The sequence below is a fragment of the Micromonospora arborensis genome (assembly GCF_003205615.1).
Taxonomy (GTDB): Bacteria; Actinomycetota; Actinomycetes; order Mycobacteriales; family Micromonosporaceae; genus Micromonospora; species Micromonospora arborensis.
Genome location: NZ_PYBV01000021.1, coordinates 98,102 through 110,243, shown reverse-complemented (window position 1 = coordinate 110,243; position 12,142 = coordinate 98,102). Strand labels below are relative to the sequence as shown.

At 71.4% G+C, this 12,142-nt stretch carries 15 protein-coding genes; 5 read left to right on the top strand and 10 right to left on the bottom strand.

Annotated features, from left to right (window positions below; translation table 11 throughout):
• Positions 1-213: 213 nt before the first annotated feature.
• Complete coding sequence (locus tag C7C45_RS17770) at positions 214-951, bottom strand: hypothetical protein (RefSeq protein WP_110564778.1); 738 nt, start codon at positions 949-951, stop codon at positions 214-216.
• A 131-nt stretch (positions 952-1,082) separates the two neighbouring features.
• On the opposite strand from C7C45_RS17770, the gene C7C45_RS17765 reads away from it, so the two are divergent.
• The 3 genes from C7C45_RS17765 (at position 1,083) to C7C45_RS17750 (ending at position 2,918) form a co-directional block, all read left to right on the top strand.
• Positions 1,083-1,514, top strand: coding sequence for an OsmC family protein (locus C7C45_RS17765; RefSeq protein ID WP_110564777.1), 432 nt, complete (start codon positions 1,083-1,085; stop codon positions 1,512-1,514).
• Between the two features lie 216 nt (positions 1,515-1,730).
• Entirely contained in the window at positions 1,731-2,078 is a 348-nt protein-coding gene (locus C7C45_RS17755; RefSeq protein ID WP_208641211.1) for a metallopeptidase family protein, read from the top strand.
• Positions 2,079-2,195: 117 nt separating this feature from the next.
• Complete coding sequence (locus C7C45_RS17750; RefSeq protein ID WP_110564775.1) at positions 2,196-2,918, top strand: AIM24 family protein; 723 nt, start codon at positions 2,196-2,198, stop codon at positions 2,916-2,918.
• Positions 2,919-3,081: 163 nt separating this feature from the next.
• Here C7C45_RS17750 and pheA read toward each other — a convergent pair whose 3' ends face one another.
• From pheA to C7C45_RS17725, 5 genes are all read right to left on the bottom strand, one after another.
• Positions 3,082-4,038, bottom strand: coding sequence for a prephenate dehydratase (pheA, locus tag C7C45_RS17745; protein WP_110564774.1), 957 nt, complete (start codon positions 4,036-4,038; stop codon positions 3,082-3,084).
• A 10-nt stretch (positions 4,039-4,048) separates the two neighbouring features.
• Complete coding sequence (locus C7C45_RS17740; protein ID WP_341866495.1) at positions 4,049-4,675, bottom strand: hypothetical protein; 627 nt, start codon at positions 4,673-4,675, stop codon at positions 4,049-4,051.
• 84 nt (positions 4,676-4,759) lie between these two features.
• Positions 4,760-5,149, bottom strand: a complete 390-nt coding sequence (locus C7C45_RS17735; protein ID WP_110564773.1) for an ACT domain-containing protein — start codon at positions 5,147-5,149, stop codon at positions 4,760-4,762.
• Between the two features lie 92 nt (positions 5,150-5,241).
• A complete protein-coding gene (locus tag C7C45_RS17730; protein WP_110564772.1) occupies positions 5,242-5,700 on the bottom strand; it encodes a hypothetical protein in 459 nt (152 codons plus the stop codon).
• A 169-nt stretch (positions 5,701-5,869) separates the two neighbouring features.
• On the bottom strand, positions 5,870-6,607 hold the full coding sequence (locus C7C45_RS17725) for a hypothetical protein (protein ID WP_110564771.1): 738 nt from the start codon (positions 6,605-6,607) through the stop codon (positions 5,870-5,872).
• 163 nt (positions 6,608-6,770) lie between these two features.
• On the opposite strand from C7C45_RS17725, the gene C7C45_RS17720 reads away from it, so the two are divergent.
• Positions 6,771-7,976 (top strand): arginine deiminase, encoded by a 1,206-nt coding sequence (locus tag C7C45_RS17720; protein WP_110564770.1) that lies wholly within the window; start codon positions 6,771-6,773, stop codon positions 7,974-7,976.
• A 40-nt stretch (positions 7,977-8,016) separates the two neighbouring features.
• On the opposite strand, the gene C7C45_RS17715 is transcribed toward C7C45_RS17720, so the two are convergent.
• Positions 8,017-8,904 carry a DUF5926 family protein gene (locus C7C45_RS17715; protein WP_110564769.1) on the bottom strand — a complete coding sequence of 296 codons (888 nt, stop codon included), beginning with the start codon at positions 8,902-8,904 and terminating at the stop codon, positions 8,017-8,019.
• 159 nt (positions 8,905-9,063) lie between these two features.
• Here C7C45_RS17715 and C7C45_RS17710 point away from each other — a divergent pair, with 159 nt between their 5' ends.
• Positions 9,064-9,708: a hypothetical protein gene (locus C7C45_RS17710; RefSeq protein WP_146247343.1), complete on the top strand. Its 645-nt coding sequence runs from the start codon at positions 9,064-9,066 to the stop codon at positions 9,706-9,708.
• A gap of 25 nt (positions 9,709-9,733) precedes the next feature.
• Here C7C45_RS17710 and C7C45_RS17705 read toward each other — a convergent pair whose 3' ends face one another.
• From C7C45_RS17705 to C7C45_RS17695, 3 genes are read right to left on the bottom strand one after another with little or no spacing between them, the layout of a single operon-like run.
• Complete coding sequence (locus tag C7C45_RS17705) at positions 9,734-10,624, bottom strand: ABC transporter ATP-binding protein (RefSeq protein WP_208641206.1); 891 nt, start codon at positions 10,622-10,624, stop codon at positions 9,734-9,736.
• A gap of 33 nt (positions 10,625-10,657) precedes the next feature.
• A complete protein-coding gene (locus C7C45_RS17700) occupies positions 10,658-11,434 on the bottom strand; it encodes a hypothetical protein (protein WP_110564767.1) in 777 nt (258 codons plus the stop codon).
• Complete coding sequence (locus C7C45_RS17695) at positions 11,431-12,129, bottom strand: hypothetical protein (protein WP_110564766.1); 699 nt, start codon at positions 12,127-12,129, stop codon at positions 11,431-11,433. The genes C7C45_RS17700 and C7C45_RS17695 overlap by 4 nt, the downstream gene beginning before the upstream one ends.
• Positions 12,130-12,142: the final 13 nt, after the last annotated feature.

Sequence of the window (12,142 nt, the reverse complement as noted above, 5' to 3'; positions counted from 1 at the left end):
AGGGTCAATGAAACCGAGTCCCGGAGTGACGGCGGGCAGCAACCGTACCTCGCGGAACGGGTCGCATCCATGGCTTCCAGGCGAATCGGACGCCAACAAGCGGTGCCCCCAACTCTCCCGCGCGATCTTGCACTTTCGGTCGCCAGCATGTGTGGGATGCGCCTTATGTCGGGACAGCAGGCGCAAGATCGGCGCAGCGGGCGGGCGTGCCGCTCAGGCGGGGTGGTCGGGGCGGGCGAACGGGGCGGCCGGGGTGACGGTCAGGTCGGCCGGCGCGGGCAGGCCGTCCTCCTGGACCGGGTCCCGGTGCCGGCGCCACAGCCGAGGTGCTGGCACACCCCCAGGCCCGTCGTCCTCGGGTGGCCCGACCAGTGCGCCGGGCGGCACGGCCGGGGCCAGCCGCAGAGCCGCGCCGAGCAGCACGCAGGCGACGAACGCCATCACCAGTCCGCGGCCGTACTCGGCTTGGACGCCGTCCTCCGGCGAGTAGAAGAAGTTTCGCTGACCAGGGTCGTTGAGGGTGGCCGTGGCGGCGACCAGCAGCCCCAACAGCGCGCCGGCCAGCGTGAGACCGGCCAGTCGGGCGTTCGGCCGCACGGCCGCCGTGCCCCGCAGCGCCAGCGACACGGCACAGACGAGGCCGAGCAGCCCGACCAGGTAGCCGACCCCGAAGCCCCCGACGTCGGACACCCCGGCGGGCACCTCGAGCGTGCCCTGTCCCTCGGGCCCGCCGTGCGGCAGGATCATCACCAGCCACTCACCGACCAGCGAGGCGATCCCGGCCACCGCGCCCAGACCGGCGAGCAGCAGGGGCAGCCGAGGGTCCTGGGTGAGACCGGCCAGGGACAAGCCGAAGCGGTGCCGCGGAGCCGGGTCGACCGCACCCCACTCGATCACGGCCGGCCCCTCGGACCGGTCAGTCTGCCGTGGGACTGGAAGCTCGTCGGACATCGGCCATCCTTCCGCCGGTCACGGACCTGGCTCGCATCATGGCACAGTCACCTGTTAGTGACGGGGATCGCAGGGCGGGCGTCCGTGCCGGTCGGTCGCTCGGCGGTCACCTTTCCGCTAGCGTTCTCCTCATGCCTATCCGTACCGCTTCAGCACAATGGCAGGGCAATCTCACCGAGGGCGCCGGCACGGTCCGCACCGGTAAGGGCGGCCTGTCGGGCAACTACTCCTTCAAGTCGCGCTTCGAGGAGGGCGAGGGCACCAACCCCGAGGAGCTGATCGCCGCCGCGCACGCGGGCTGCTTCTCGATGGCGTTCTCGAAGGCGCTCGCCGACGCCGGCTCGACGGCCACCTCGGTCGAGACCACCGCCAAGGTCCACCTGGACAAGACCGACGCCGGGATGACCGTGACCCGGATCGACCTGGAGACCGTTGGCCAGGTCCCCGGGATCGACGACGCCGAGTTCCAGAAGCTCGCCGAGGCAGCCAAGGCCAACTGCCCGATCTCCCGCCTGCTCTCGCCGGGCGCCGAGATCACCCTCAGCGCGCGTCTGGCCTCCTGAGCCGGTCGACCCACAACCGCTCGTTCACGGACAGAGTCTCCGCCCGCCCCTGGGCGGTCACTCTCTCCGTGAACCCGCGGATCCGCTCGACGGCACGCGGCGGCAGGCCCACGGGCCCGCTCGACGGCACGCGGTGACCGGGCCTGCGGATCTGGTCGGCCGCACGCTTCGGCCGGGTCAACCGATCCGACATCGGGCACAATGGGCGAGGTGCCGGTGGAGATGACCCGCGAGCGCTTCGAGGAGCTGGTCGCCGATGCCCTCGACGAGGTGCCCGAGGAACTGCTCGGCCTGATGAGCAATGTGGTGATCCTCGTCGAGGACGACCCGCCGCAGGGCGAGCCCGACCTGCTCGGCCTCTACGAAGGCCATGCGCTCACCACCCGTGGCTGGGACTACTCGGGCGTGCTGCCGGACCGGATCTTCATCTACCGGCACCCGATCCTGCGGATCTGCGACAACGACGACGATGTCGTCGATGAGGTCGCGGTGACCGTCGTGCACGAGATCGCCCACCACTTCGGCATCGACGACGAGCGGCTGCACTCGCTGGGCTGGGGCTGAGCACCACCGGCAGCCGCCGGCCAGACCACGGCACGCCCCCGGCCGATGGACCGTGGTTGCCGTGGTCGCCTACCGTCGGTGCAGCGACCGCAAAACCCTGTCAGGAGGCACCCTTTCATGCGCAGTGAGCTGTTCTCCTCGGAGAATTTGGAGAAGGAGTCCGCGCAGCCCGGCATGCGGCTGCAGAACTCCAAGATGTTGAAGATCGAGCTGAACGGCGAGGCGATGGCCCGGGTCGGGTCGATGGTCGCCTACCAGGGGAATGTGCAGTTCCAGGCGCTGGGCTCGGGCGGGCTCGGCAAGTTCCTCAAGCAGAAGCTCACCGGCGAGGGTGTCCCGCTGATGAAGGTCTCCGGCCAGGGTGACGTCTTCCTCGCCGAGCTGGCCAAGGACGTGCACATCATCGACCTGGAGCCGGGTGACGCGCTCTCCATCAACGGCTCCAGCGTGCTCGCCTTCGACTCGACCCTCCAGTACGACATCAGGATGGTCGGCGGTGCCGGGATGGCCTCCTCGTCCGGCCTGTTCAACTGTGTCTTCAGCGGCCACGGACGGATCGCCATCACCACCAAGGGCACCCCGGTCGTGCTCAACGTGGACGCCCCGACGTACGTCGACCCGCAGGCCGCGGTCTGCTGGTCGGCCAACCTCCAGACCGGCTACCACCGGGCCGAGCAGTTGGGTCTCGGCACGCTGTTGGGTCGGCGGACCGGTGAGTCGTTCACGATGAGCTTCGCCGGCCAGGGGTTCGTGGTGGTGCAGCCGTCCGAGGAGCCGCCGGTCATGGGCAGTGGCCAGCAGCAGCAGGAGGGCGGTCTGCTCGGCGGTCTGCTGAGCTGACCACCTCGGCGCGGGCGCTCCCGGTCTGTTGAGTTGATCTGGAGCGGGCGCGGGCGCTCCCGGTCTGTTGAGTTGATCTGGAGCGGGCGCGGGCGCTCCCGGTCTGTTGAGTTGATCTGGAGCGGGCGCGGGCGCTCCCGATCTTTGGGGGCGCCCCGCCCGGTCAGGTCAACTCACCCGTGCGCAGTCGGGTCAGCCAGGCCGCCGCGTCGACGTAATCGGCGTCGGAGAGACCCGCCGGCGCGGGCACCGGCCGCTCGCCCGCCGACTCGGCCCACCGGTGCCGGGGGTACGAGCCCAGGAAACGGACGTCGGCGCAGACCCGGCGCAGCCCCTGCAACGCCTCACCCATCCGTACGTCGGCCACGTGCCCGGTGCAGTCCAGAAAGAAGACGTACCGGCCCAGCGCCTCGCCGGTCGGGCGGGACTCGATCCGGGTCAGGTTGACCCCACGGACGGCCAACTCCATGAGCACGGACAGCAGCGCTCCCACCCGGTCGTGGGCGATGTAGACCGCGAGCGAGGTCAGGTCGTCGCCGGTCGCCGGCGGGGGCGGCCCGGGGCGGGACACCAGCACGAACCGGGTCACCGCGTCCGGATGATCGGCGATCTTCTCGGCGAGTGTCGCGAGCCGGTGCCGGGTCGCCCCGATCGGCGCGCAGATGGCGGCGTCGTACTCGCCGGCACCGGCACCGGCGGCGGCCGCGCCGTTGGAGAGCACGTCGACCACCACGGCGTCGGGCAGATGGTCACGCAGCCAACCCCGGCACTGGGTGGACGCCTGCGGGTGGGCCGCCACGGTGCGGATCGAGGTCAGCGGGGTGTTGGGTCGGGCACCGAGCACGAACTCCACCGGCAGGATCACCTCCCGGGTGATCACCAACGGGTCCCCCTCGGCCATCTCGTCCAGCGTGACGCCCACCGCGCCGCCGATCGAGTTTTCCAGCGGCACCAGCGCGGCGTCGGCATCCCCGACCCGGACGCTGTCCAGGGCCTCCCCGACACTGCGGGCCGGCGTGCGGGCGCCGCGCTCGGCGGCGGGGACGGAGCGCAGTGCCTGTTCGGCGAAGGTGCCCTCGGGTCCGAGGTAGACGAAGCGTGTCGGCGGTGTTCCCGGCATGCCGGTCAGCCTACGCACTCGGCCGGGTGACCGGACCCGCGTCGCAGGCGAGGGCGCGAATTCCGGCCGGGGCGGTGGCGCGTACCTCGATGGTGCAGACGTCGGTGCCGGCGGTGATCAGCGCCGGTGCGGCGGGCTGGCCCCGGGTGACCACCTGAAGTTCCTCGTGCCCGGTCACCTCGACCAGGGTGAACTGCCAGTCAGCGGCGCAGAGTGGCCCGGTGCGGACCTGGACCCGGACGTTGGGCGGGAGCACTCCTGTCCGGCCGTGCAGCAGTTGCACCACCCGCGCAGCGGTCGGCCCGTTCCGGCAGGCCGTCGCGACCAGCCCGGCGTCCGGAGTGGGTGTGACCCCACCGAGTGACGGTGCGGTGGCCGGTGGGGTGGCAGGTGCGGTGCTCGCGGCGGGTGTCGTCGGGGCTGCGGTGTGGGTGGGCACGTCGGCCGGATCCCGCAACCCGGGTGGGGCGCCGCAGCCGGCCAACGCCGCGACGGTGAGCGTCGCGAGGGCTACCGGCAGGATCCGGGACGCCGTCCGGGCAGGGACGCGGTCGGCCGCCCGGTCGCCGGTCGCCGGTGGGATGTGGACCGTCGCCCGCGGTGGGGAAGACGCGGGGCGGGGTGGGGTGAACGGCACGGGCCGATCCTCGGGACATCGGAGAATTCGTCGCGGCCGGGTCGGCCGAGCCCATCGTAGGGTGAGCGGCCGATCGGGTGAAGCTCAGCCGGTGACGCGATGCCCGGCGCGCTGCAACGCGGCCGTGCCCTCGGTCAGCCGGACGGTCGGGACCAGCAGATAGTCGGTGTCGAAGGTGGAGAACGTGACCACGCTGACCCGTGCCTCGGCGAGCGGGTCGACGAGTGCGGCCAGGCTGCCCGTGTCGGCCAACTCCACCGACGCGGTGACCCGTAGACAGCGCCAAGCGGTCTCCGCCACGGCCTGCACCGGGGCCCGGTCCGCTGGGCAGATCACGGAGATCCCGTCGGAGGTCCAGCTCACCGTCACCACGTCGGCGCCCCTCAGCCCGCTCGACAGCGCGTACGGCAGGGCGGCGCCAGCGGGCAGCCGCCACACAGCGTATTCCCCTGGCAGCAGAGCGATATCGAGCATGAGGGCACCCTACGGCCTGCGTGGTGGGCCCACCCCGGCAACGCCGTGTGCGGCTGCGCCGCAGGTCAGACCTCGTGCGGCTGCGCCGCAGGTCAGACCTCGGAGAAGAAGGTGAGTGAACCGGCGACGTTGCCGTCGGTGAGCACCGGGGTGGAGATCGCGTCGACGGTGGCGTCGGAGCTGTTCGCCGAGGCGGCCTGGACACGGAGCAGCCCGCGGGCGAGTCGGCCGGAGGAGAGCGCCAGCAGGGGCGGAATCTTGTCGATCTCGGCCTCGGTCAACTCGCCCCGGTTGGCGGTGAAGTCGAGGAGGCGTAGCCCTCCGTCGAGCAGCGGTCGCCCGATCAGGCCGTCCGGCTCGCCCAGACAGAGCAGCTCGCAGCCGGCCGTGGAGATCGCCACGACCCGGGTGTCGGCATCGATCAGCACGCAGGGCTCATCGGCTCGGGACACCGTCGAGGACCATTGGCCGACATTGCCGGACTCCGGCTCTGTCGAGGCCCGTGCCGCCGGCACGAACGCTTCCGAGAGCGAAAGTTCGACGTGGGCCACCGCGCCTCCTATGTGCACCGATCGACTGTCCACGCTAGCGGGTCGCCGACGGAATCACCGAGCGCACCGGGTCACCGAGCCGCGCAGCCTGAAGCGAGGCGGCCGGTGACGGCGCGAGAACCGGTGAGGTGGACGGGGGGACCGGAGCCGCGTGGCGTCGTTGGTGACGTTACCGGCGGTGAGCCGGCTTGTCAGCGGCCATTCGGCCCTCGTCATACCACCGGTAGTCGGCAGTTGGACGGTACGTGCCGTTCAGCCAGGTCCCAGGGTGCTGGGCGACCCGGGAAAGCTTCTCGGCGGTAGCAGGGCTGATCCGGCTGCCCCCGGCCACGAGGAGCCGGTCCAACTCCCGGTGGGTGGCCATCAGGCAGTCCTTTGGAAGGCCGTAGACGCTGATCACGCCGGAGCCGACGAAGGTCAGCACCGGTGTCACCGGAACGGTCAGCCCCACCGCGTCGGAGAGGGCCTTGCTGGCCCGCTTGGCGTCCCGGCGAGACTCGGCCACGTACGGTGGACGCTTGCCGTTGATCTGCACGACGTCCCCGGCGACGAGCACCCTCGCCCGGCCGTGGTCGGCGATGGTCACGGCGAAGAGGCCGCTCGGCCCGATGGCGAGGAACCCGGCGCGTTCGTCCTGACCGCGGTCCAGAACGTCGGTCACGTCTGTGCGTGGCCACTCGATGACGTGCCAGGCGGGCCCGAGGTGGTCGAGTTGACCCAGCGCCCGCGCCCCGGCCGCCTCCAGTCGGCGCGCACCTCGCTCGGCACGACGGCGGCGGGCCCATTCGAGCGGTGTCGGACGGGCCGGCTCAAGAACCCCCGGCGACTCGACGCGGGGGTGTGGCACCGCGACGGGCGGCAGTGCCCGAGCGGACGGTACGGCTCGTCGTGCGGGAAAGACAGTCATCGCGACCTCCGGCAAAAGGTCCCTCGAAGTTATGTCCTCACTACCCTACGTTGCTACTACCGGTGTTCTGCAAGCCGGAGCGCCGGAGTGACTGTGGATGAATGCCATATTCATCCACAGTTCTTTTCTCGGATGCCGCCAAACCCTGCCCTACGCTGCGGTAGTGACCCACTACGTCGACAGCGAAGTCGGCCGGCTCGGCACCGTACTGCTGCACCGGCCCGGCCCCGAACTGGCCCGGCTCACCCCGCGCAACAACGACTCGCTCCTGTTCGACGCGATCCCCTGGGTGGGGCGTGCCCAGGAGGAGCACGACGCGTTCGCCGCCGCACTGCGCGAGCGCGGGGTCGAGGTGCTCTACCTGGCCACCCTGCTGACCGAGACGCTCGCCGTCGCGGAGGCCCGAGCCGAACTCACCGAGGAGGTGCTGCGCTCCCGGCGGCTCGGCGACACCCTGCGGGCCCGCGTCGCCGACCACCTCTCCTACCTGGACCCGGCCGCCCTCGCCGACGTGCTCACCGCCGGGCTGGCCCACGAGGAACTGCGGATCAGCTCAGAGCGGCCGGGCGGGCTGGTCTACACCCTGATGGACCGACACGACTTCGTCATCGACCCGCTGCCCAACCTGCTGTTCACCCGAGACTCGTCGCTGTGGATCGGCGATCGGGTCGGTGTGACCAGCCTGGCCATGCCGGCCCGCAGCCGCGAGACCACCCTGACCGACGCCATCTACCGCCACCACCCACGCTTCGCCGGCACCGAGTTCGTCTACCGCCCGAACCTTGAGCACCTGGAGGGCGGGGACGTGCTGCTGCTCGCACCCGGGGTGCTGGCGGTCGGGGTGGGCGAGCGGACGACACCGGCCGGTGCCGAACGCCTCGGCCGGCAGGTCTTCGCCGCCGGACTGGCCCACACCATCCTGGTGGTGCCGATCGCCCAGAAGCGCGCCACCATGCACCTCGACACGGTCTGCACGATGGTCGACGTCGACGCCGTACTGATGTATCCCAACATCGCGAGCACGCTGTCCGCGTACACGGTGATCGCCGGCGCGGACGGCGAGGACCCGCGCGTGGACGGGCCCGCGCCGTTCCTGCGGGCGGCAGCCGACGCGATGGACCTGGACCTGCTCCGGGTCATCGACACCGGGCTGGACCCGGTCACCGCGGAACGCGAGCAGTGGGACGACGGCAACAACACCCTCGCGCTGGCGCCCCGGCTCTGCGTCGGCTACGAGCGCAACACCGAAACCAACGCCCAGTTGGAGCGAGCCGGCATCGAGGTGATCCCGATTGCCGGCTCCGAGTTGGGCTCCGGCCGCGGCGGGCCGCGCTGCATGTCCTGCCCGATCACCCGCGACCCGTTGTGAGAATGGGCGCCTTCTCCGGGAGAAGGCGCCCAAACGCGGCTCAGCGAAGGGTGAGTTGGCGGCCGAGCAGACCCTGGCGGGAGCGCCGGCCGGCGGCGTCGAGCGGGTCGGTGGAGCTGAGCGCCTCGGCGTACCGCTTGGCGAACTGCGCCACCGGCTCCTCCCACTCGGACGCCGGAGTCTCCTCCGGCAGGTCCCAGACCGGCACCAGCCGACCGTGTGCGCGGAACATGCCGGCGAACCGCGTCTGCTCGCCGAGCGGCAGCAGGCCGGCCGCACCGAGGCGGGCCAGCGCGTCCAGGGCGGCGTCCTCGTCGTCCGGCAGCACCCAGCGCACGTGTGCCTTCTCCGGGACCTGGCACCAGTACGCGGCCTTCGCCGCGGTCAGCCGCACCGTCGGGTAGATGGCCGCGTTCGCCCGTTCCAGCGACGCCTGGACGGTCGGATCGTCGGCGGCCCCGGGGTCGAGCCAGAACTCGAACCCGTCGTGCATGCTGATCTCCAGCGGGCCGTCGACGAGGATGTCCTGCAGGCGAGGGCCGGGGCCGGGCAACGGCGGCACGGCCACCTGGCCGCCCGGCTCGGTCCGCAGTGCGCTGAGCAGCGCCTCGGCCAGGTCCCGGGAGACGTCACCGGACTGCTGGTGGCGCTGGAGACCGATGAGCACCCGGCCGTCCGGCTTGGTGATCGCCGGGGCGGCCATCGGCAGCACCGTGGCGAGCGTCGCCGGCCGGTCCCCGAACTCCTCGATGAGGGCGGGCGCCAGCCGCAGCGGCGCGGACGCGGCGGGCACCAACTCGCGCAGCGCGATCCACTCGGGCTCGTCGACCAGCCCGTCGAACGGACGCGGCACGAAGACGTCGCGCACCTTGTCTCGGCGAGGGGCGGTGTCGGCGGCGGGGCGCTGGCTCTTTCGACGCTTACTCACGGCGTCACAGCCTAGTGCAGTGCCGCGTCGGTTCTTCGGGGGTTGGAACGGACCGGATCGGCGAAGCCGGCCGACCAGGCAGAGCACGGTGCCCTTGAAGGGGTGGGCCCGCCCGTAATAAGGTCAGCCTCCTTATCGACGGATTCGCATGGAGTGCCGGTGTCGCGCAAGACCGGGAAGCCCTCGTACGTGCGTCAGGCCCAGGCGGAGCAGACCCGCCGGATACCGCTGACCGTCGTCATCGTGCTCGTCGTCGTGGCCGTGCTCGCCGGTGGCCTCAGCGGCTTCCTCATCGGCCGGCCCGACAGCACCACTCGTGCGGTCGACGGGTTGCGGGCCCAGGAGGCCGTGCGCGACAAGCAGCAGATTCAGGAGCTGACCGCCGTCGTCGGCGATTCGCAGAAGGCGCTCGACACCCTGCTGACCGCGTTCGACGGGGCACTGGAGAAGGGCCAGCCCGCCGACGCCGCCACGGTCCAGGGCTGGCAGACGACGATCACACAACTCGTCGCCAAGCACGCCGAGAGCCCGTCCGGGACGACCGCGACCAATGTGGCCCGCGGCGCATTCCGTGGCGCGATCAACGACTTCGCGGTCACCGTCGACCTGTTCGCCGCCGCGCTGGCCGGCCCGGAGGCGCAGCGCCCTCGCCTGATCGAGATCGTGAAGCGGTCCCGGACCGCCGCCGCGGCCGCGTGGTCGGTGGCGGCGGACCAACTGGACCAGATCAACGTCGACGCCGGCCTCGGGCACCAGCACGTCTACCTCACCGGTCAGAGCGGCGGCGAGGGCCACACCGACTGATCGGTGCCGCGCACGGGCCGGGCCGCTAGGACGAGCCGACTCTCTCGGCGCCGGCCGAGACGGTCTGCATGAAAGCGACGTAGCCCTCCTCCAACGTCGGTGCGACCGGTGTCGCCTCCGGGTCGGGGCGGCTCGGGCTCACCACCCGGTAGTGGGTGCCGTCGGCCCGGCCCACCGCCGAGACCACCACGCCTCCGGTCGGTGCCGGCCCCGATGTCGTGACCTCCCACGTCGCACCCTCGGCGTGCCGGACCAGATCGGTCACCGGCCCGGTGAACATCACCCGTCCGCCGGCCATGACCGCCGTTTCCCGGCAGGTCTGCGCCACGTCCTCGACCACGTGCGTGCTCAGGATGACGGTGCGATGTCCGGCCAGCGACGCGAGCACCGTGCGGAAACGGATCCGCTCCTCGGGGTCGAGCCCCGCGGTCGGCTCGTCGACGACCACGATCGACGGGTCACCGAGCAGCGCCTGCGCGATCCCGACCCGACGGCGCATCCCACCCGAGAAGCCTTTCAGCTTGCGTCGGCCCACATCGGAGAGCCCGACCATCTCCAGCAGCTCACCGATCTGGCGGGTCCGCGCCGGTTTGTCGTCGAGCCCCTTGAGAAGTCCGACGTAGTCCAGGAACTCCACCGGTGTCAGGTCCGGGTAGAGCCCGACGTCCTGCGGCAGGTAACCCAGCCGCCGCTGTACCGCCACCCGCCCTTCGCGGGTGCTCAGATCGTTGCCGCCGACGATGGCCAGTCCACTGGTCGGTGGCAGGACACCGGCGATGATGCGCATCAGCGTCGTCTTGCCCGCGCCGTTCGCTCCGAGTAGCCCGAACATGCCGCCGGGAATCTCCAGGTCCACCCCGCGCAACGCCTCGACCTTGCCGAACCTGCGCCGCAGGTCACTGATCTTCAGATCCACGTCAAAACCTTCCAAACAGAGGGGGTACGGGCGTCAGCCGGCGACCCGGCGGCGGGCCAGCAGTGGCCCGCTCGCCGCGAGGGGAACGAGCGCGACGAGGAGGAGAAGGGCGATGCTGAGCGCGGCTGTCGCACCGGTCACGTCGGGCCGCAGGAAGCCGAGCCAGCCGTCGTCGCCGGCCCAGAGCATCCGTTCGCCGGTCAGCCAACTTGCCGGGTAGTCGCCGATCGGTGCGATCAACGAGCCGGTCAGCGACGGAAGGAAGTTCGTGGGCAGCATGTTGCCCCAGAACCAGTAGCCGACGAACAGCACCCGGAACAGCGGCGCGGTCACCACCAGCGGTGCCACCAGTGCGAACGCGGCGATGAACGCCAGGCCGGGAAGCATCACCAGCGCGAACGCGATCGGCGCCCAGAGCAGCAGGGCCGGGTCGTGGCGTCCCGTCGCGAGCTCGAAGACCGCGGCGGCCATCATGATCGCGAGACCCGGTACGGCGGTGGCGGCGACGCTGCCGACGTAGCGGCGCAGCACCCGCGCGCCCGGGCCGACGGGGAGGCTGTCGAGCAGTCCCACGATCCCCAACCGCCGGTCGCGGACGAGTCGGTCGGCCAGCACCGTCCCGAACCCGATCGGCAGCAGGATCGAGAACAGGAACGCCCAGGTGCCCATGACCGCTCGGGCCGACATATCGTCCGGAAGCGAGCTCGGGCCCCGGTTGCCCTGCAGGAGCGGCATGACGACGGCCAGGATCGCGGTGGTGATCCACAGCGACCGTTTGCGGATCTGCATCAGGAACTCGTAGCGGATCATGCTTCCTCCTCTGTCAGGAGCCGGTCGGGGCGGCGCAGCAGCGCCGCGGCGGCGGCCACCAACGCCACGCCGACGACGGCGAGCAGCGTCCGGTCGAGGGCCCACCCGTCGGTGACTCCCACCCGGGTCGTCTGGAACAACAGGAACGGCCGGGCCCAATCGACCGCCCCGATCGCGCTGGCGTAGATCTGCTGGGTGAGCCACAACGCGGCCAGACCACTCGTGGCGAGCACGACGCTGCGGGTCAACACGGCGATGAACACGCCGAGGCCGACCAGCGCGATCGTCGGTGGCGCCCAGACCAGCGGTGAGGCGACGAAACGGGGCCCGGACCAACAACCGGCGGCGAGGACGCCGACGGAGAAGACGACGCACACGGCGAACGCCGCCCCGACCAGCGAGCCGACCCGCCGGCCCAGCGTCGCCACGTAGTTCGCCGGCAGCGACAGTTGCAGCTCACGACTGCGGTCACCGGCGATCGCCGTCACGGCCGCCATCGCCACGGCAAGCGGCACGATGGCCTCGAGCCCGGTGAGGAGCAGATCCCGCACCTGCTGCCGACCGGCACCGCCCCCGACGGCCAACGTCGTCATGGCCAGCGTCGCCACCAGCGCGCCCAACGGGGCCACCCACGCCGCCCAACCGGCCCGGCGGAAGTCATGCCGCCACAACTCGCTGCGAGCCTGACGGCTCATCGGAGGTCTCCGT

Coding starts and splice junctions, on each gene's coding strand:
- C7C45_RS17700 (WP_110564767.1), bottom strand. CDS start 11,434: ATGATCCGCTACGAGTTCCTGATGCAGATCCGCAAACGGTCGCTGTGG.
- C7C45_RS17725 (WP_110564771.1), bottom strand. CDS start 6,607: ATGACTGTCTTTCCCGCACGACGAGCCGTACCGTCCGCTCGGGCACTG.
- C7C45_RS17750 (WP_110564775.1), top strand. CDS start 2,196: ATGCGCAGTGAGCTGTTCTCCTCGGAGAATTTGGAGAAGGAGTCCGCG.
- C7C45_RS17770 (WP_110564778.1), bottom strand. CDS start 951: ATGTCCGACGAGCTTCCAGTCCCACGGCAGACTGACCGGTCCGAGGGG.
- C7C45_RS17695 (WP_110564766.1), bottom strand. CDS start 12,129: ATGAGCCGTCAGGCTCGCAGCGAGTTGTGGCGGCATGACTTCCGCCGG.
- C7C45_RS17765 (WP_110564777.1), top strand. CDS start 1,083: ATGCCTATCCGTACCGCTTCAGCACAATGGCAGGGCAATCTCACCGAG.
- pheA (WP_110564774.1), bottom strand. CDS start 4,038: ATGCCGGGAACACCGCCGACACGCTTCGTCTACCTCGGACCCGAGGGC.
- C7C45_RS17735 (WP_110564773.1), bottom strand. CDS start 5,149: ATGCTCGATATCGCTCTGCTGCCAGGGGAATACGCTGTGTGGCGGCTG.